General features: G+C 62.5%; 20 protein-coding genes. 10 read left to right on the top strand and 10 right to left on the bottom strand.

The annotated features are described in order from the left end of the window. The first annotated feature begins 16 nt into the window (after positions 1–16). Together L6D77_RS18115 and L6D77_RS18110 are read left to right on the top strand one after the other, a co-directional pair. Positions 17–442, top strand: coding sequence for a potassium channel family protein (locus tag L6D77_RS18115; protein WP_232884572.1), 426 nt, complete (start codon positions 17–19; stop codon positions 440–442). Positions 443–534: 92 nt separating this feature from the next. Continuing rightward, entirely contained in the window at positions 535–1,293 is a 759-nt protein-coding gene (locus L6D77_RS18110) for a hypothetical protein (RefSeq protein ID WP_232884573.1), read from the top strand. Here the strand turns inward: L6D77_RS18110 and fnr are convergent. Next, positions 1,268–1,999, bottom strand: coding sequence for a fumarate/nitrate reduction transcriptional regulator Fnr (gene fnr, locus L6D77_RS18105; RefSeq protein WP_232884602.1), 732 nt, complete (start codon positions 1,997–1,999; stop codon positions 1,268–1,270). The genes L6D77_RS18110 and fnr overlap by 26 nt on opposite strands. Positions 2,000–2,213: 214 nt before the next feature. Here fnr and L6D77_RS18100 point away from each other — a divergent pair, with 214 nt between their 5' ends. Further along, positions 2,214–2,783 carry a GNAT family N-acetyltransferase gene (locus L6D77_RS18100; protein ID WP_232884574.1) on the top strand — a complete coding sequence of 190 codons (570 nt, stop codon included), beginning with the start codon at positions 2,214–2,216 and terminating at the stop codon, positions 2,781–2,783. A 77-nt stretch (positions 2,784–2,860) separates the two neighbouring features. Here the strand turns inward: L6D77_RS18100 and L6D77_RS18095 are convergent, their stop codons facing one another. Genes L6D77_RS18095 through L6D77_RS18085 form a run of 3 tightly spaced genes read right to left on the bottom strand, consistent with a single transcriptional unit; the run spans position 2,861 to position 5,810 of the window. Beyond that, entirely contained in the window at positions 2,861–3,505 is a 645-nt protein-coding gene (locus L6D77_RS18095; RefSeq protein WP_232884575.1) for a hypothetical protein, read from the bottom strand. A 20-nt stretch (positions 3,506–3,525) separates the two neighbouring features. Next, positions 3,526–4,893 (bottom strand): MBL fold metallo-hydrolase RNA specificity domain-containing protein, encoded by a 1,368-nt coding sequence (locus tag L6D77_RS18090; protein WP_232884576.1) that lies wholly within the window; start codon positions 4,891–4,893, stop codon positions 3,526–3,528. After that, positions 4,884–5,810 (bottom strand): universal stress protein, encoded by a 927-nt coding sequence (locus tag L6D77_RS18085; protein ID WP_232884577.1) that lies wholly within the window; start codon positions 5,808–5,810, stop codon positions 4,884–4,886. Before L6D77_RS18085 ends, L6D77_RS18090 begins: the two co-directional genes overlap by 10 nt. 181 nt (positions 5,811–5,991) lie before the next feature. Here L6D77_RS18085 and L6D77_RS18080 point away from each other — a divergent pair, with 181 nt between their 5' ends. Beyond that, positions 5,992–6,543, top strand: coding sequence for a GNAT family N-acetyltransferase (locus L6D77_RS18080; RefSeq protein ID WP_232884578.1), 552 nt, complete (start codon positions 5,992–5,994; stop codon positions 6,541–6,543). A gap of 27 nt (positions 6,544–6,570) precedes the next feature. Here the strand turns inward: L6D77_RS18080 and L6D77_RS18075 are convergent, their stop codons facing one another. Continuing rightward, positions 6,571–7,497 (bottom strand): universal stress protein, encoded by a 927-nt coding sequence (locus tag L6D77_RS18075; protein ID WP_232884579.1) that lies wholly within the window; start codon positions 7,495–7,497, stop codon positions 6,571–6,573. Positions 7,498–7,697: 200 nt separating this feature from the next. On the opposite strand from L6D77_RS18075, the gene L6D77_RS18070 reads away from it, so the two are divergent. The 5 genes from L6D77_RS18070 to L6D77_RS18050 all read left to right on the top strand — a co-directional run bounded on the left by L6D77_RS18070 (position 7,698) and on the right by L6D77_RS18050 (position 13,026). Then, positions 7,698–8,771, top strand: coding sequence for an NAD(P)-dependent alcohol dehydrogenase (locus tag L6D77_RS18070; RefSeq protein ID WP_232884580.1), 1,074 nt, complete (start codon positions 7,698–7,700; stop codon positions 8,769–8,771). 81 nt (positions 8,772–8,852) lie between these two features. Further along, positions 8,853–9,071, top strand: coding sequence for a hypothetical protein (locus tag L6D77_RS18065; protein ID WP_232884581.1), 219 nt, complete (start codon positions 8,853–8,855; stop codon positions 9,069–9,071). Between the two features lie 2 nt (positions 9,072–9,073). Continuing rightward, a complete protein-coding gene (locus tag L6D77_RS18060; RefSeq protein ID WP_232884582.1) occupies positions 9,074–9,895 on the top strand; it encodes a helix-turn-helix domain-containing protein in 822 nt (273 codons plus the stop codon). Further along, the gene (locus L6D77_RS18055; protein ID WP_232884583.1) at positions 9,880–11,118 is read left to right on the top strand and encodes an MgtC/SapB family protein; all 1,239 of its coding nucleotides are present in this window, start codon (positions 9,880–9,882) and stop codon (positions 11,116–11,118) included. Before L6D77_RS18060 ends, L6D77_RS18055 begins: the two co-directional genes overlap by 16 nt. 450 nt (positions 11,119–11,568) lie before the next feature. Next, positions 11,569–13,026, top strand: coding sequence for a DUF1254 domain-containing protein (locus L6D77_RS18050; protein WP_232884584.1), 1,458 nt, complete (start codon positions 11,569–11,571; stop codon positions 13,024–13,026). A 154-nt stretch (positions 13,027–13,180) separates the two neighbouring features. On the opposite strand, the gene L6D77_RS18045 is transcribed toward L6D77_RS18050, so the two are convergent. The 4 genes from L6D77_RS18045 to L6D77_RS18030 form a co-directional block, all read right to left on the bottom strand. Continuing rightward, a complete protein-coding gene (locus L6D77_RS18045) occupies positions 13,181–14,704 on the bottom strand; it encodes an HAL/PAL/TAL family ammonia-lyase (RefSeq protein ID WP_232884585.1) in 1,524 nt (507 codons plus the stop codon). Positions 14,705–14,716: 12 nt separating this feature from the next. After that, positions 14,717–15,550, bottom strand: a complete 834-nt coding sequence (locus L6D77_RS18040) for a quaternary amine ABC transporter ATP-binding protein (protein ID WP_232884586.1) — start codon at positions 15,548–15,550, stop codon at positions 14,717–14,719. Continuing rightward, positions 15,547–16,398, bottom strand: coding sequence for an ABC transporter permease (locus tag L6D77_RS18035; RefSeq protein WP_130264451.1), 852 nt, complete (start codon positions 16,396–16,398; stop codon positions 15,547–15,549). Before L6D77_RS18035 ends, L6D77_RS18040 begins: the two co-directional genes overlap by 4 nt. A gap of 76 nt (positions 16,399–16,474) precedes the next feature. Further along, positions 16,475–17,443, bottom strand: a complete 969-nt coding sequence (locus L6D77_RS18030; RefSeq protein ID WP_232884587.1) for an ABC transporter substrate-binding protein — start codon at positions 17,441–17,443, stop codon at positions 16,475–16,477. Positions 17,444–17,545: 102 nt separating this feature from the next. Between L6D77_RS18030 and L6D77_RS18025 the strand changes: the two genes are divergently transcribed. Continuing rightward, a complete protein-coding gene (locus tag L6D77_RS18025) occupies positions 17,546–18,460 on the top strand; it encodes a LysR family transcriptional regulator (RefSeq protein ID WP_232884588.1) in 915 nt (304 codons plus the stop codon). Positions 18,461–18,477: 17 nt separating this feature from the next. Here the strand turns inward: L6D77_RS18025 and L6D77_RS18020 are convergent, their stop codons facing one another. Further along, on the bottom strand, positions 18,478–19,065 hold the full coding sequence (locus tag L6D77_RS18020; RefSeq protein ID WP_232884589.1) for a TetR/AcrR family transcriptional regulator: 588 nt from the start codon (positions 19,063–19,065) through the stop codon (positions 18,478–18,480). Between the last annotated feature and the right edge of the window lie 93 nt (positions 19,066–19,158).

Below are 19,158 nucleotides of genomic sequence, written 5' to 3'. Positions count from 1 at the left end.
GTCCCGAGTAACGACGATGCTCACTGTCACGCTGATCAACATGCTGATCGTGATCCTGGTGGTGGTCATTCATTACGAATGCCTGCTGCGCCTGAATGACTGGCTACCGCGCCTCAGGCTGTGGAGCAGGTTCCGTATCGTCGCGGGGGTATTCGGCGCGTTGCTGGCCCATGCCGTGGAAGTCTGGTGCTTTGCCCTGGCTTATTACCTGATGGCCCATGCCGAGGGCTGGGGAAGGCTCAGCGGCAATTTCGACGGGAGCTTTCTGGACTGCGTGTATTTTTCCTTCACCACCTACACCACCATAGGCTTCGGCGACATCGCCCCCACCGGCCACCTCAAGTACCTCACCGGCCTGCAAGCGCTGACCGGCCTGGTGCTGATCACCTGGACCGCCTCGTTCCTGTTTCTGGAGATGCAGAAGTACTGGAAAGCCAAGTGAACATCGAATGGTCACGAGCCCACGATCACGCTCGCCGGCCGGTTTGATCGCGATCAAGGTGCTGCACCAGACCGGGCCCAGGCTGAACTCAGATGGGTCACAACTACAGTGAGGCCGCAATGGGCCGGGATTTCAGCGCACGCGTCCACTTACTCGAATTGCCGCACGGGCCTGGCAATCAGCAGTACCTGCGCCTGGCCCTTTGCGGCCGGCAACCTGACGAGGCGATGCCAGGTCAGTACTGCCTGCTCGGCAGGCACACCGAGTCCTGGCCCTGCAGTTATGTGAGCCTGCCTGGGGTGGCCGGGCGATTCCTTGTTACCACCCACGCCTCGACGCGATTGGGCAAAGTGGGGGATCTGCTCGACTATTCGGGGCCGCTCGGCAGCGCCTGGCCACTGCCCCTGCAAAGCGCGAGGCTACTGGCAATCAGCCGCGGCGAGGGCCTGCTGCCGTTGCTGGGTGCGCTGGATGAAATTCGCTGCTGGCTACCCGGGGTACAAATACGGCTGTCGCACGAAGGTATTTCGGCCCATAGGCTGCCGGAAGACTGTCAAGCCTGGGTTTCGACGCTGCTGCCGCAGCTACGCGACAGCAGTAGCGGCTGGTTGCATCTCAGGCAACTGCTGGACGCCTTTCTGCCGGACACGGTGTATTGTTGCGCCGCGCCTCAGGTGGCTCGACAGGCTGCCCGCCTTTGCTGGCAAAAAGGCGTCGCCGCGCAGCGCATCTGGTTACGCACGGACCATTTGCTCGGCCCGGCCTGGGCTGCCTCCTCCGGGCAAGGGTGGCCCGTGCAACGGTACGACAGGCTCCTGGCCACCCTCAAGTGGATCCCTCCAGGCGGCTGAGATTGATCAGGCCTTGCTCATCGACAAGCCTGACTTCCCGCCCGGCACATTGCACCAAGCCTTCATCAATGAAACGGCCGAACACCCGGCTGACGGTTTCCAAGGTGAGGTCCAGGTAGTTCGCGATATCCCCCCGGGACATGGGCAGGTTGAACAGATCGGCGCTCAAGCCTCGGGCCTGGTAACGCGCGGCCATACCCAGCAGAAAGATCGAAAGCCGTTGGTCGGCCCGCCCGTGGCAGCAGCGCAGGTGCTCGTCCTTGCCCTGGATCCCCAGGCTGAGCATGTGCAGCAGTTGATAGCGCAGCCCCGGGATCTGGCCCGACAGATCCACCAGTTGATTCAGCCTGATGGAGCAGACCAGCGAAACCTCCAGCGCCACCGCAAAACTGCGGTAGTGGCTGGCACCGATAGCATCCAGACCGAGCATTTCCCCGGGCAGAACAAAGCCTGTGACCCGCTCGTTACCATCGGCATCGAGCAGAAAACTCTTGACCGCCCCCGAACGCAGAGCGAACACATGCTCCATCGGCTGGTTGGCCTTGAACAGGTACTCGCCCCGCTTCAATGGGCGATTTCGGCGCACGATGCGCTCCAGCTGTTCCACTTCGTCGGCACTAAGGCTGGCAGGCAGACAAAGCCGACTCAATGAGCAGGCAAGGCACTTCACATGTTGTGTTGCACCACTTTGCGCAGCGCCAGACATGACGATGCCTCCGCTTTGTTCCTGCAGGCATGTATTCAAGTTAGCTGGGCTGCAAAAGGTTTGCGCCATGGCCGACCAAGGGTCGATAACACCCGCCTGGGCTTGCTGCAGATGAATCCACGCCAGCTGCCAATCCTTTGACAACTGTCAAGTCAACTCGCAGTCAAGCGCCGACACTGGCCTTCCCTGGTTCAATCAATGCCGAGGATATGCCATGACCCCCGCCGAACGTTCAAAGCAACCCTCCAAACCGCCCTTTCCGACACCCGCAGGCGAGCACTGGATCGAAGCCCTCGATAACGGCACCCATGTGCTCGTCAGGCCGTTGCAAGCCAAGGACCGAGAGCGGGAAAAGGCCTTCATCGAACGCCTTTCGCCCGAGTCGCGGCATTTTCGCTTCCTTTGCCAGGTCAAGGAGCCCGGCAAGGCCATGCTCGACCAGCTGATGCAGGTCGACCAGGACCGACAGGCGGCTTTCGTCGCCCTCGCCCACGTGGATGGCGAACTGCAGGAGGTGGGTATTTCCCGCTACGCAGCCGCTGTCGGCAATGACACCTGCGAGTGTGCCGTGACGGTTCTCGACAGCTGGCAACATCATGGGCTGGGCAGATTGTTGCTCAGGCACCTGATTGATCATGCCAAGGCCAAGGGCTTGCGGCAGATGTACTCGATCGACTCGGCAGCCAACCAGCCCATGCGCGACCTGGCCAAGGCGGCAGGCTTCACCACAGCTGCCGATCCGGATGACCTGAGCCAGGTTATCCACCGGCTCAACCTGAGTTGATCGCTGGCCGCCGCGCAAGGCCCCAAGGCGCGGCGGCCTACCTGCGCAGGCGTGCCCAGGGTGGCAACCGCCCGCTTTCAGGGCGTGCTTGCACTGCCTTGCTCGGGTAACAGATCGAACTGCGCGAGGCAGCGCTGCTCATCCGCCGGAGTAAGCGCCTGCAGGCCGCTCACTTCCTGGAGCGGCGTTTCGAACAACGCCAGGCGGATCACCCCATTGCGCTGCAGGAAGGTTTGCGCCAGGCAGGTGCACACGGGCTTGCCGACCACCGCCGCAAGCTGCTCATCTTCAGGCACCTGCACCTGTGCCTGCAGGTTGGCCGAGCAGTTTTCCACGATCTGCGCCACGGAGCGCCCGGCCGACCATAGGGTGGCGCTGCCCAGTACTGCCAGAAGCAACAGCGTGCCCATCAGCACGTTCGATTCCCGGGTAATCGAGCGCAGGAAGGCGAGCCTTGCCTGCCAGCCCGTCTCCTGACCGTTGAAGATGGCTTTGCCGACCGTGCGTTTCACGCCGCGCTGCACCGCCCAGCCCAGCGCCACACTCAATGCCAGCAGGCTCAGGAGCACGGCCGGATCACGCATGGGCATGCGCCAGCTCGGGCTCACGGCGCGATAGACAGATGCCGCGACAAGCAACGCGGCGATCGCCGCGATCCAGCCCAGGCTTCCCTTGGGGCGGTGTATCCAGGCCCGCAGTTTCGCTCGTGCTTGCGTGTTCATGACTACCTCCCGCGCCGGGTTCAGCGCACAGGGTCGATGGCAACGGTTTGCTGATACTCCGGCACGCATACCTGCCAGCCCAGCTCCAGGCTGATTCGCCGTCGCAAGGTATCGGCGGCGTGTGGCTCGCCATGGATGACGTAGGTCTGCCGAGGTGGCCGGGTGAAACCGCGCAACCACTCCATGATTTCGTCGGCGTCGGCGTGGGCGGAGAGATTTTCCATGGCGTGCACCTGCGCCCGGATGGGCACGTCTTCGCCCTGCAGGCGTACGCTGTGGGCACCAGCGACGATATCGGCGCCGCGCGTGCCTCCTGCCTGAAAACCAGAGAAGAGGATGCTGTTGCGCGGATTGGGCGCCAGCGCCTTCAGGTGGTGCAGCACCCGCCCACCGGTGGCCATGCCGCTGGCAGCAATGATCACCGCCGGCTCGCGCAACTGGTCCAGGTGACGGGATTCATCGACCGTGCGGATGATCCGTGTGCCCTTGCACATCGCGGCGCACTCCGCCGCCGGTAGCCGATGCTCATTGCGAAATTGCTGATACAGGGCGGTGGCATCGGTGGCCATCGGGCTGTTGAGGTACACCGGGATATCCGGAATCAGCCGGTCACGCTTGAGCTTGTAGAGGTAATACATCAGCAACTGGGCGCGCCCGACTGCGAATGAAGGAACCAGGACGATGCCATGGCGCAGGAGTGTCTGGTTGATCACCTGGGCCAGATACTGCTCGGTCGATTCTGCCGGGTGCAGGCGGTCACCGTAGGTGGACTCCACCAGCAGCACATCCGCCGCCTGGATCAGCTCCGGCGCCCGCATGATCGGGTCTTGCGGCCTGCCCAGGTCACCCGAGAAGACCAAGGTCTGCCCCTCGGCGCTGATCTGCACCGTCGCCGCACCCAGGATATGGCCGGCCGTGCGCAGCAGCAGCTCCACGCCCTCGGCGATCGTCGTTGCCTGATGCAGCTCCACCGGGCGCAACAGTGCCAGCGCCTGCTTCGCATCCTTTTCGGTATAAAGCGGCCGCGCCGGCGTGTGTTTGGAATAACCGTGGCGATTGGCATGTTCGGCCTGCTCTTCCTGCAGCCGCGCGCTGTCGAGCAAAAGCACTTCAGCCAGGGCGCAGGTTGCCGGGGTGGCATAGATCGGCCCGCTATAGCCTTCCCTGGCCAGCACTGGCAGGTAGCCGCTATGGTCGAGATGGGCGTGGGTCAGCACGACCGCATCGAGCGCCCGCAGTGCCGCTGGCAAAGGCTCCCAGTTGCGCAGGCGCAATTGCTTGTAGCCCTGGAACAGCCCGCAGTCGACCAGTATCCGTGTGCGGTTGTGGGTCAACAGGAATTTGCTGCCGGTCACCGTCCCGGTGCCGCCGAGAAAGGTCAGTTGCATGGCCAAGGCTCCTGGGTTTCGAACACATGGGGATGAACCGCGAGCACGCTGCACGGTGGGTGGCCGACGATGCGTTCAGTGGTGTCGCCCAGCAACTTGTCCAGCCCTTTGGGCTGCACCACGCCCATCACCACGGCGTCGACCTCCAGGGCCGCGACCTGTTCGCGGATCACCTGCACCGGGCCGCCCTCCATGAAGTGCCGACGGTCCGCCGCCACCCCTTCGGCCTCGGCCAAGGCATTGAAGGGTTCCTGGAGTGCTTCGCGCATCTCCTCGACCCATGCCTGGGTGACGTTCATATCCGCCGCGAACACTCCGGCCATGTTGTAGGCAGACAGCAGGTGCAACTGGGCATCGCACTGCAGCGCCAAGGCCTGGGCGACACGAATGAGCCCTCGATTGAACCGTTCCTGCGCGCCAGGCGTCTCGCTGAAGCGGGTGTCCACGGCCACCAGAACGCGCCGGGGCAAGGAGACGGCCGCCATCGGCACGAACTGGGTGAGCCCCGTGAAGCCGCGCATCAGCGCACAGTCCAACGGGGTGCCGAACAGCCGCGTCATGGCCGACGCGGCTTCACTGTCCTTGATGACCATGTCCGGTTGCAGCTCGCTGATGTAGGCAATGGCCTCACTGCGGATATCGCCGTCGGCGAGGCTGTCGACCGTCAGAGCCACACCGCTCCCGCGGTGCCGCTCGACCAGCACTCGCAATTGCTCGCGATAGTGATCGTACTGGCGCTTGATATCGGCCTCATTCAGCCGCTCTTCGCGCAGCAAATGTGCCTCGCTCGGCTCGAATGCCCCCAGCACGTGCACACGGGCCCCGCTGGCATGCGCCAGCGCCAGCCCCCTACGCAGCGCGGCTGAGTGCGGGTCGACGTCGGTAAGCAGCACCAGCAATTGTCGATATTGACTCATGGTGGACCTCCGGGCTTACGCCCCTGGGGTGTGATGCAAGGGATTTTCCAGGGGGGCGCGCGCTGGCGCTTGATGCAGATCAGAAACCCGTGATCGGGCCCGAAATTGACGATTGTCAGAACCGCAGCGGCCGGCCAGGTTACAACGGCTTCAGGCATCTATCCGGGTGATGGGAGGCAACATGAATACGCAGCAGTCTGAACAGCCGGGCGCCTGCGAGCACTGGGTCGAAAAACTGGATGACGGCACGCCCGTGCTCATCCGGCCGCTGCGCGAGGAAGACCACGACCGCGACCGGCGCTTCCTCAGCTCGATCACCCATGAGGCCCGGCGCTTGCGCTGTATCGCCGGGATCCACAGCGTCCTGCCCAGCCTGGACCACCCGCAAGGGATGCCCGTCGAGCATCATCAGCGCATGGCCTATGTCGCGCTGGCTCACGTCGACGGCTGCCTGCAGCAGATTGGTGTCAGCCGCTACGCCGGGGTAGCGGGCAGCCCGCGCTGCGAGTGTGCAGTGGCGGTGCGGGAGGACTGGCAGCGTAGAGGCCTGGGCAAGCGCCTGCTGCTGCACCTGATCGAAGCGGCGCGGCGCAATGGCTATGCGTGGATGATGTCCAGGGACCCGGCGAACAATTACGCCATGCACCGGCTGACCAAGGCGCAGGGATTCACCTCACGTTACCTGGGCGGCGATGTCAGCGAGATCCTTCACGAACTTGACCTGCGAGCCTGAAAACAAGGCCCTTGCGGGCCTTGTACCCTACCCCTGGGAACGCTCGGGAGAAATCACCAGCACACTGCTGGACAAGCGATGCAGTACCCGTTCCGCGGTACTGCCGATGAACCAGCCGATGCCGTGGTGGTGATAACTGCCCATCACCAGCACATCGATATCATTGTTGTCCATGAACAGGGCCAGAACCTTGGCCGGGTCGCCTATGCGCATGTGGCGGTGCTCGACGGCGATGCCATTGCGCTCGGCAAGGGCCTGGAAGGCATCGCTCTGGGCTTCGTGAAGCGTCTGGGCGAGGTTGGAATCGAACAGGAACGAATGCTCCCGGCTGCCGTTGGCGTCCAGGTACATCGAACCCAGATCATAGGCATACAGCAGTTCGATCTGCGCGTTGCACTGCAGGGCCAGTTTCAACGCTTCGCTGATGATCTGGTCGTTGAAGCCTTCGAACTGATCCTCGGGCCTGGACAGGTCCACCGCCGCGAGGATCCGGCGCGGCAGCGCATGGCTGGCCTTGTGCACCAGGTGCAGCGGGATGCAGGTTTCGCGCAGCAGCTGGATATCCAGGGAGGTGAACATGGCACGCGTCCACCAGGGCTCATGCTCGAATTCCTTGATAAGCAGGGCGAACGGCTGTTCGCGCAGATGCACCAGGACCTCGTTCAAGGGATGCTGCACCCACACCACTTCGGTGGTGACCGTGACACCGTTGCGCCGCATCGGTAGCGCCTGGCTTTCCAGCCACTCGCGGTGTTGCTGTACGTAGCCTTCGCGCATCACTGCCAGGGCCTGGTCATTGACCAGGCCCGCCGTGGCAAGCCCTTCCACGTAATCGAACGCCACGATATGCAGCGCCATGCCCTTGGCCTTGGCCAAGGCTGCGGCGCGGTCGTAGACGGGGGTTCGGCGCATCAGGGGTGATGCGATCAACAGCAGTCTTTGCGGGGTTTCCATGGCACACCTCGGCGGTTGCGGTACGTACCCGAAGCATCGTTTACCCGTGGTTCGCAGACTTGACGTTTGTCAATTGGCGCCCCTACGGACAAACGGTATTTCCCGCTGCACACAAACTTGACGAGGATCAACGTATCGCCGGTTGCCGGGCGCACGCTACGTGCCATATCAACAACAATCTCCAGCCCCGGAGGCGTGCCATGGCCCTCATGAAAGCAGCGGTGTTCGTCGAAAAGGACCGTATCGTGCTGGACGAAAAACCCATACCCGACATCGGCCCCCTGGACGCCTTGCTGCGCATCACCACCACCACGATCTGTGGCACCGACGTGCACATCCTGCGCGGCGAATACCCCGTGGCCAAAGGGTTGACCGTCGGTCATGAGCCGGTGGGTGTGATCGAAAAGCTCGGCGCGCAGGTGCAGGGGTTCCATGAAGGCCAGCGCGTCATCGCCGGCGCCATTACCCCCAGCGGTCACAGCAACGCCTGCCTGTGTGGCTGCGGCTCGCAGGACGGTGTAGGCACCGCCCATGGCTTCAAAGCCATCGGTGGCTGGAAGTTCGGCAACATCATCGACGGCTGCCAGGCCGAATACGTGCGTGTGCCGGACGCCATGGCCAACCTTTCCCCCATTCCCGATCAGCTGAGCGACGAGCAGGTACTGATGTGCCCGGACATCATGTCCACCGGGTTTTCCGGGGCCGAACGCGGTGGCGTGACCCTGGGCGACAGCGTGGCTGTGTTCGCCCTGGGGCCGATCGGCCTGTGCGCGGTCGCCGGGGCCCGGCTGCTCGGTGCGACCACCATCATTGGCGTCGATACCGTGGCCGAGCGTATCGGCGTCGCCCGCCGCATGGGTGCCGACCACATCGTCGATTTCAGACAGGGCAATGTGGTCGAGCAGATCATGGCGCTCACCGGCGGACGCGGCGTGGATGTGGCGATCGAAGCACTGGGCACGCAAGCCACCTTCGAGGCGGCGCTGCGGGTGCTGCGGCCGGGCGGCACCTTGTCCAGCCTGGGTGTGTACAGCACCGACCTGCACATACCACTGGGCCCGTTCGCTGCCGGCCTGGGTGATTACCGCATCATCACCACCCTGTGCCCCGGCGGCAAGGAACGCATGCGCAGGTTGATGGCGGTTGTCGCCAGTGGCCGGGTCGACGTTTCACCGTTGGTCACACACCGCATGCGCCTCGATGACATCGAAGCCGCCTACGAACTGTTCGCCCACCAGCGCGATGGCGTGATGAAAGTGGCGATAACGCCTTGAACCCAGGAGCTGGACGGCAGGGACGCCTTCGCTTCGCATAGTTGTGCAGTTGTCCTGCCCATGCATGCTCCGGAGGCACCTATGAACATCCACGTCGAGTGCAACACCGAACAGAACCGCTGGTGGGTCCGCATGGACGACTGGCGGGTAGGTTTCAACACGGCCGCTGAAGCCGAACAGTTTGTCGAGCGGCTCAATGCCCGCCTCAACGCCCCCCATTCGCTGGCCATGCTGGCGGATCGTTCGCCCCGCCCCGGGGTGACGGCCCGGGCGGATCTGCGATGCGCGAAGGAGGCCTGAGCATGTCTGGCCAACTGAAAGTCACGCTGCTCGAGCAACCTGCTCCGCCGCGCACATCCCCTCCGGTTCATCTGAAACCGCTGGTCACGCTGTGCCGCGATTGTCGGGTCAGTGGCCTGTGCCTGCCCACCGGTCTGCCTCTGCATGACAACAGCTGCCTGGGCGCGCTGATCGGGCCACGCATGCGCATCCGCAAAGGCACGGCGCTGTTCAATGCCAATGATTCCTTGACCACGCTCTACGCCGTGCGCTGCGGCAGTTTCAAGACCAGCCTGAACAGCGCCGAAGGCCAGGGTGTGGTGATCAACTTCTGGATGCCGGGTGACGTGCTCGGCCTGGACGCCATCGCCACCGACCACCATGTCTGCGACGCGATTGCCCTGGAAGACAGCGAAGTCTGCCCAGTGCCGTATCGTCGCCTGCAAGCGCTGGCACGTGACTTTCCAGTATTGCAGCAAAGCCTGAACCGCTTGATGAGCCGGGAGATCGTGCGTGAGCACCAGCGCGTGCTGATGCTGTGCAACCTCACCGCCGAGCAGCGCCTGGCCAGTTTTCTGATCGGGCTGTCCAGGCGCTTCGTCAACCGTGGTTACTCCGCCCATGGTTTCATGTTGCGCATGTCGCGCGAGGACATGGCTTCTTACCTGGGCCTGCGCCTGGAGACCGTATGCCGATCGGTCGCCCGCCTGCGAGCACAAGGCATCGTCAGCCTGCGCGGCAGGCTGGTGGAAATACTCGACATGCCCGCATTGATGGCGCTCGAGCAAGGCGCCCCCGACAGCGAACGCAAGCAAAACCTGAAGGCGCCATGCTCGACACGCTGAATGTTGGCCACGGCGCTGTGGCGCTGGGCATCGGCATGCTGGTAGGCCTTGAACGCGAACGCAAGAAACGTCGCGACGAAGAACCTGCCGCAGCCGGGCTGCGAACCTTCGCCATTACAGCCCTGCTGGGCTACGTCAGCATGCTGCTGGCAGGGCCTGTGCTGGTCGGGACAACGGCTCTGGGCCTGGTCCTGCTGCTCTGCCTGCAGTACCGCCACTCGCCCAGGAAGACGCCGGATGTGACCGGCGAGATCGCCCTCTTGCTGGTGCTTGTCCTGGGCGCGCTGAGCGTCGCCGAGCCTGAGCTCGGCGCTGCCGCAGGTGTGGTCACGACCGTACTGCTGGCCCTGCGCCGCGAGCTGCATCATTTCGTGCTGCAGCAACTGAGCGAACAGGAATTGCGCGATGGCCTGACGTTGCTGACGGTTGCCCTGGTGGTATTGCCACTTACACCGGACCGTTTTCTGGGCCCTTACAACGTGCTCAATCCACGCACCATCTGTACCCTGGTCGTCCTGCTGATGACGGTGACGGCGTTGGGCCATATCGCCATACGCCTCATGGGCCCGCGCTATGGCCTGCCCTTGAGCGCCATCGCCTCAGGCTTTGCTTCCGGTTCGGCGACCATTGCCCTGCTGGCCCATGAAGCCCGGCGTCAAGGCGCAGCGGTACGCCCCTTCGCGGCGGCGGCGGTGTTGTCCAACCTGGCTACCATCACCCAGTTCGCCCTGGTGCTGAGTATCATCGACCGGCACCTGCTCAGCCCTTTCCTGCCTGCAGTCGGCCTCGGCGCGCTGGTTACCGCGATCTATGGCGTGATACTGCTCGCGCCCTGGCGCGCGGTAGCGAACAGTTCGGCGGTGCATCCGGGCGATGATGCCTTCAACCTGTGGACAGCCCTCATCATCACCCTCGCCCTGACCGGTATCGCTCTGCTCTCGGCGTTTCTGCTCGAACACCTGGGACACAACGGTGCCAGCATCGCAGCGTTCATCAGCGGCCTGGGCGATGCCCACGCGGCAACGGCATCGGCAGCCGCGCTGGTGGTTGCAGGCCGGCTGCCAATGGCCGAGCTGGTGGTACCGGGCATGATGGCTTTGACGGGGAACACGCTGACCAAATGTGTGTTGGCGTTCAGCAATGGTGGCTACGATTTTGCGCGGTACCTGGTGCCGGCGCAGCTCATCATTCTCGGGGCGATGTGGCTGGGAATGCTGGCGTAACGCCCCAGTGGCGCAAGCGATCATCAACGGGCGCTCCCGATCTCAGCTGTCGTGCGAACGCAGATACCGATGCAAACCCTCACCCTGCACGTCGAACGCTGCAACGACCCGATTGAGTTTGCGTAAGTCACGATGCATCGCGATCCAGACATCGACCTCAAAGCCGAAGCTGTCTGGCAACAGATGTACCAGTCCGTGCCTCCTGGCCATACATGTAAGGCGTCGCGTACGAACCGTGGCTTGAGCACCCTTTTACCGAGGGCAGTTACAGGACAGACGCCAATCGACCGTTAGGTTATGTACGAAGGAGCGGTTTGGGCCGGAAGTGGTCAACCGCGGCCGGCCGCTTTTGACCCAAAGCAGTCACTCTCCTTCATGAAAGTTCAGCTAACCTGTTTGCGTCTAATGCGAGTTCTCCTTCAAACCCTGCAGCCATTTCAGGAGATGGACATGAGAGCAGCCTGCTTCAGCCTTGTTCTTGTGGGAAGTCTTGTCTCCAGCGCCAACGCACAAGAACTACCTACCAACGGAACGATCGACACACCACTGGGCAAACTTGAACTGATCAATGGATTCCCGAGCAACGAGAGCGTCGATAAAGTCTACGATGCGCTGGACTTCCAAAGGGCATGCCAGGCCTACCTCTGGGCTCTGCCCTATATGGCCATGACTGAGTGGCAGCGCTGGACACGGGAGGAGTTCAAGGCCGGCAATCTTGGCTATGTCGACTATCTCGACTTCAAGGACAAGCTCGGTATTCTCACTGCCAATGCCACCACTCCTTACGCCCAAGCCTTCCCCAACCTGGCCGAGACTGGCCCGCTGGTTCTGGAGTTCCCCGCAGGTGCCATCGCCGGCGGCATCCTAGATTTCTGGGAGCGGCCAATCACCGATACGGGCCAGACGGGGCCAGACAAGGGCAAGGGCGGTAAATATCTGATCCTTGGTCCTGGTCAACCGGACCTGAACCCCGAGGGCTATTTCGTCTTTCGTTCTCCGACCAACAATATCTGGTCTGGTCAACGCGGCCTGGATGCGGACCCAGCCAAGGCCAAAGCCGCCCTGGCCGGTATGAACATCTATCCCTACGCGGACCGGGCCAACCCGCCACCGCCCAAACATGTCACGCCGGGTGCCCGCCAGTGGCTGGCTGCCCAGCCACGTGGACTGGCGTATTGGGAAGGCTTATCGAAAACCATCAACGCCGAACCGGCGCTCGAACGTGATCGCATCATGCTTGCGATGCTGGTGCCGCTGGGCATCGAGAAAGGCAAACCGTTCAACCCCGACGAACGACAGAAAAAGATCCTCGAACAAGGTGCCTTGGTCGGTGAAGTGATGGCACGTGCAAATGGTTACGCCAAGCGCTTCCCAGGTTCGGTCGTGTGGCCAGGCAAGCGCTGGGAGTACTCCCTGTTCCTGACCGAAACCAATCAGGAAAAGCCCAACTACACCCAGCTCGATGAACGGGCCTCTTGGTTCTATGAAGCGGTGGGCGTGACAGTTGGGATGATGGGACGTACCGTCGGTGCCGGTCAGGTCTATCTGGAGTCGCAAAAAGACGGTAGCGGTGCATGGCTCGATGGTGGCAAGGCTTACTCGCTGCATATCCCCCCCGAGGCACCCGTTGCACAGTTCTGGTCGTTCACCGTTTACGACAATGAGACGCGTGCGTTGGTGGATAGCGGCTCCGTGCCTGATCGCTCCTCACGCGACGACATCGTGAAAAACGCTGATGGCTCCGTGGACCTTTATTTCGGCCCCGAGCAACCGCAAGGTAAACCTAAGCAGAACTGGATCAAGACGCTGCCGAACAAAGGGTGGTTCACCTACTTCCGCTTGTATGGTCCGACCCAGGCCTACTTCGACAAGTCGTGGGCGCTGCCTGACATTCAGTTGGAGAGGTGATTGGGCTCGACCACTGAACGAGTGCGCTGCCGGGCACTGTACGAAAAGTTTTGTGGGAGCGGCGATGCGCCGCTCCCACAACCATGGGTGACCATACTTTTCGTACAGAACCTAAGCGCCCCGCACGGTTCGCAACAGCCAGTCGCCTCCCCTGTCACAGCAACTCGGGGAAGGCCGCGCCAAGCAGGCCGGGATCTTTGAGAATCGCTGCACTGCTGGCAATATCCGGGGCCAGCCAACGGTCCTGGGCATAGGCCGGGACCCGCTCGCGCAACAACCGCCAGGCAACGTGGGTACCTGCGCCAAAGCGCTGCTCCTTGAGGAACTCGAAGGCCTGGGCCGCCAACAGGTATTCGATGGCGAGGATCTGCGTGCAGTTCTCCAGGGCGCGGTGCAGCTTCAACCCGGCATTGGTGCCCATGCTCAGGTGATCCTCCTGCAGGCCGGAGGTCACGTAGTTGTCGATGACGGCCGGTTGTGCCAATTGCCGGTTTTCGGCACAGAGTGAAGCGGCCACGTACTGGACGATCATCATCCCCGAGTTCACACCCGGCTGACTGACCAGGAAGGCCGGCAAGCCGCTGACCAACGGGTTGATCAGGCGATCGAGACGACGCTCGGCAATCGCCCCGATCTCGGCCACCGCGATGGCCAGCAGGTCAGCCGCCATGGCCACGGACTGGCCGTGTGGATTGGCCTGGGAAACCACCCGATAGGACTCGGGCGTACCCAGCAACATCGGGTTGTCGGTCGTGGAGTTGAGTTCGGTTTCGATCTGCCGCGCGGCGTGTTCCAGCTGATCGCGCGCGGCGCCATGAACCTGCGGGATCGAGCGAATGCTCAAGGCGTCCTGGGTTCGAATCCCATGGCTGCTGGCAATGATTTCACTCCCCTCGAGCAGGCGACGCAAATTGCTGCCCACGCGTTGCATGCCGGGGTGCGGTTTCAGCGCGATGATTTCAGGGTCGAAGGCATCGAGCTGGCCGCGCAGGGCCTCGAAGCTCATGGCACTGATCACGTCCGCCCATTGGCTCAGCCGAGTGGCGTCGTCCAAAGACAGGCAGCTCAGGCCGGTCATGCAGGGGGTACCGTTGACCAGGCACAGGCCATCCTTGGCCCCCAGCTTGACCGGCGCCAGGCCGACTTCGGCCAAGGCTTGCTGCGCCGGCACGATCTGGCCGCGATAGCTGACCTGGCCGACGCCCAGCAAGCTGATGCTGATATGGGCCATGTGGGTCAGGTACCCCACCGACCCCTGTTTCGGCACCTGCGGGGTGATGTGCTGGTTGAGCAGGGTCAGCAGCGCCTCGACCACCTTGCGCTGGAGGCCAGAGCGGCCCTGGCAGAAGTTGATGATCGCCGCACACATGATCGCCCGGGTCTGTTCGTCCGCCAGCGCGCTACCCACGCCACAGGCATGGCTGAGCAAGGTGTTGTGCGACAGCTGGCTGAGTTGTTCGTCCTGCAGCGAGACATTGCACAAGGCGCCAAGGCCAGTGTTGACGCCATAGGCGCGGTCACCGCTGGAAACGATGCGCTGCACAATCGCCTGGGCGTTCTCGATCCGCGCCCAGGCCGATGGGGCCAGCTCAAGCTGCGCGCCATGCCGGGCCACAGCCACCACGTCCTGCCAGCGAACGGGCGCATCGGCGATGATGATTTTTTCGGCAAACGACATACACGCGGTTCCTTAAAGCGAAGCTACGCGACGCTGCACGAAACGATCGACGTATTCGTCCGCAGGCTGGTAGAGGATTTCTTTCGGCGTGCCGACCTGGATCAGCCGGCCGTCCTTGAGAATGGCAATTCGGTTGCCGATGCGCACCGCTTCGTCCAGGTCGTGGGTGATGAAGACGATGGTCTTGTGCAGGGTCTTCTGCAGTTCCAGCAACTGGTCCTGCATTTCGGCGCGAATCAGCGGGTCGAGCGCACTGAAGGCTTCGTCCATCAGGATGATGTCGGTGTCGGCCGCCAAGGCACGCGCCAGGCCCACGCGTTGGCGCATGCCGCCCGACAGCTGGTGCGGGTAGGATTTTTCGTAACCCTTCAGGCCCACGGTGTTGATCCAGTGCAGGGCACGCTCCGTGCACAGGGCTTTGCTCTCGCCACGCACTTTCAGGCCGTAGGCGACGTTGTCCAGCACGCTGCGGTGCGGCAACAGGCCGAAGCTCTGGAACACCATGCTGATCTTGCGCCGGCGGAATTCGCGCAGGCCCTGCATGTCGTACTGCAAGATGTCTTCGCCATCGACCAGGATCTGGCCGCTGGTGGGGTCGATCAGGCGGTTGAAGTGGCGCACCAGGGTCGACTTGCCCGAGCCCGACAACCCCATGATCACGAAGATCTCGCCGCTGCCGATGGACAACGACAGATCGTTGACCCCGACCACACAGCCGGTTTCGGCCAGGACCTGCTCTTTGCTTTTGCTCTGGCGGATCAGTTTCAGGGCATCTTCGGCACGCGCACCGAAAATCTTGAAGACGTTTTTGACTTCGATCTTGTTCATCGTCTGCTTGGCGCTCATTTGCCCACCCCATGCCGTGGCCGGCCGTAGGCCTGGGTAATGCGGTCGATCACAACCGCCAGAATCACAATGGCCAGGCCCGCTTCCAGGCCGCGGCCCACGTTCAGGGTCTGGATACCGACCAGGACGTCTTCACCCAAGCCACGGGCACCGATCATCGAGGCGATGACCACCATCGACAGGGCCATCATGGTGGTCTGGTTGATACCGGCCATGATGCTCGGCAACGCCAGTGGCAGCTGCACGCCGAACAGTTGTTGCAGGCGATTGGCACCGAACGCATTGATCGCCTCCATGACCTCGCCATCCACCTGGCGAATGCCCAGGTCGGTCAGGCGAATCAGCGGCGGCGCGGCATAGATGACGGTGGCAAAGATCGCCGGCACCTTGCCCAGGCCGAACAGCATCAGTACCGGGATCAGGTACACGAAGCTGGGCATGGTTTGCATGATGTCGAGCAGCGGCATCAACACCGCCCGCAGGCGATCGTTGCGCGCCGACAGGATACCCAGCGGAATGCCGACCAAAACCGAGATCAGCGTGGCCACCAGCATCAGCGCCAGGGTTTGCATCAGCTTGTCCCACAGCCCTACCGCACCGACCAGGAACAGCAAGCCGACGATCACCGCAGTGGGTACGATTCTGCGGGTGGCGTGCCAGGCAATACCGCCGACGATGGCCAGCATCAGCCACCAGGGTGTTGCGCGCAGCAAACCTTCGAGGTTGACGATGGCCCACAGCAGGGTGTCGGAAATGTGCCTGAACACGTCACCGTAGTTGGTGACCAGCGCATCGACCCAGCCATTGACCCAGTCGGCAATGGAAAACGTGAAGTTTTTGGGAAACATGGAGTTCTCTCGAGCAAGTGCGTGAAGCGGACTGCTGTGTGGCCTGCCCGGCAGGCGCCGGACCGGCCCACACCCTTCAGAGTGCCGCGTCTACCTTTTTGGCTGCGTCTTCGCTGACCCAGCTGTGCCAGACTTCGGGGTGCTCCTTGAGGAACACCTTCGCCAGTTCCGCCGACTCGATACGGTCCCTGGTCATGCGTGCCAGGTTCTGGTTCAGCAGGTCGATCGGCAGGTTGACCTTTTCCAGCACCGCCACCAGTTCCGGCGCCTGCTCGTGGAAGGTCTTCGACACGCCCACCTTGATGGTCACGGATTTATCCACGCCTGGCTTTTCGTCCAGCTTGACCAGGTCGGCCTGGCCCATCAGCGGGGTGGGCGACCAGTAGTAGAAGAGGATCGGCTCGCCACGCTTGTAGCTCGACAGCACGGCGGCATCCAGTGCCGGGCCGGTGCCCGGGCGGAAGTTGGTGTAGGTGTTTTCCAGGCCATAGCTTTTGAGCATCTGGCTGTTGTCGAGCTCGCAGGTCCAGCCGGCCGGGCAGTTGTAGAAGCGCCCCTTGTCCGGTTCTTCCGGGTCCTTGAATACCTGGGCGTATTGCCCCAGGTCGGCAATGCTCTTGAGGTTCGGTGCCTTGGCTTCGAGTTTGCGCTTGGCATCGCCTTCGATCACATAACGCGGCACATACCAGCCTTCGACCGCGCCAACCACCGGCGAACCGACACCGACGACCTTGCCGGCCGCCGCCGCCTTGTTCCAGACCTCGCTGCGCCCTACCCACTCCTCGGCGAACACCTGGATATCGTTGCTGCTCAGGGCGTTTTCCATGGAGATGGAGTTACCCGGCAGGCTGTCGGTGTCACAGCCATAGCCATTTTTCAGCACGAACTGCATCACCTCAGTGAGCAGCATCCCGCTTTCCCAGTTCAAACCGGCGAATTTCACCGGCTTGCCAGACTCGCACCAACCGGCCGCCTGGCTGGCGCCAGCGCACGCCAAGAGCCCTAAGGAAAGTGTCGTGGTCAGCAGAGCCTTTGTAATTGTCATTGTGACGCTCCCAAACATGATGATCACTGCGCAGGAGAAATATTTCATAACAATAAAAAAGGATAAAATAATAAGTCCTGATGCATCACCACGGAAAAAGCTATGAAGTTCACCCTCAGGCAGCTTCGCTACGCGCTCGCAGCGGCCAAGCATGGAAACCTGACCACGGCCGCCATGGAGCTTCATGTTTCACAGCCTTCCATCTCGGCGGCCATCACCGAACTTGAGGAGGTGCTGGGCCAAGCGATCTTCATCCGCCAACGAGGCCTGGGCATCTCGCTGACCCCCTTCGGCCGTACCGTCATGGTCCAGGCCCGTCGCGTGCTGGCAGAGGCCCAGACCTTTGCCGAGATCAATGCCAATGCTGGCGAGTGCGTTGGCGAACTGGTGGTCGGTTGTTTTGAAGACCTGGCGCCCTATTGCCTGCCACAAATCGTGCGACGGATGCAGGAGTCCTGCCCAAGGGTCACGGTCGACATGCGCGATGGCAGCTTCGATTACGTGGGCAAACGCCTCAGTGAGGGGGCGATAGAGCTGGCCATCACCTACGACCTGGGTTTACCGCCGAACACCCATTGCACCCAGCTGTGCCAGCTGACCGCCCAAGTGTTGCTGTCGGCCGATCACCCGTTGGCCAAGCAGTCGCGGGTCAGCCTCAAAGCGCTGGCCGAATACACCCTGGTGGTCACCGATCAGGTCCACAGTTGGCAGCATGTGCTGGACCTGTTCAGTTTTTACGACCTGTCACCCGCCGTGGTGCACCGTGTGCGCACCTTCGAGTTGCAGCGCAGCCTTGTCGCCAATGGCTTTGGCGTGGCGCTGATCTATACCCGGCCATTCGGTGACCGTAGTTACGATGGCCAAGCGCTGGTGTGTCGGCCGACCCAGGAGAAACTGCCAACCCATAGCATCGTACTGGCGCATGATCAGCGCTACCCGCTGACGCCTTCGGCCGAGGCATTCAAGGAGCTGGCGGTGGCATGGTTTGCCGAGCGACCGTCGTTTGCATCCGAATGAACACCAGCTATGGCTGCTCACGCTGCGGGCAACATTGCCAGCGCGTACTTACAGGCACTACGCAACGCCGCCGCCGGCACACCATCGCGCGCCTGCACGGAGATACCGTGCAGGAACGTGGCATAAAAGTGCCCCAGCGCCTCAACGTCCATATCGGCCGGTAACTGGCCGTCCTCCCGGGCCTTGTGCAGGCGCGCGATGATCGACTCGGTGCGCTGCCGACGGTGCCCGCACAGCCACGCGAGTACCCCGGCGTTCTCTGGCGCGACACCACTGGCCGCGCTCACCACCAGACAGCCGCGAGGTTCGTCGGCCCGGGTATAGGTGCCGATGGCTTCATCGAGCATCTGCGCCAGCGCCTGGCGAATATCCGGCACGTCCAGGGCGCGGTCGGCGAAGCCTCCTTCGGCGGACTCGTACAGCGCCACGGCCTCTTCGAACAGCTGCTGCTTGCTGCCAAAAGCTGAATAGATACGTGCCGAAGCGATGCTCAGCGCGGATACCAGCATCGACATCGAAGTGCCTTCATAGCCGTGTTCCCAGAACAACCGCATCGCCTTGCGCAACGCTTCCTGTTTGTCGAACTCCCGGGGACGTCCTGCCATCACCTGCCTGCCTTGAATGGGTTGAACGACCATTCTATCCAACCCAGGGTTGACGGCCAGCACTGATCGATCCTATTGTTTGTTGATCGACAA

The sequence above is a fragment of the Pseudomonas parasichuanensis genome (assembly GCF_021601385.1).
Classification (GTDB): Bacteria; Pseudomonadota; Gammaproteobacteria; order Pseudomonadales; family Pseudomonadaceae; genus Aquipseudomonas; species Aquipseudomonas parasichuanensis.
Note: the sequence above shows the minus strand (reverse complement) of the source record. Positions and strands in the feature narration are given on the sequence as shown.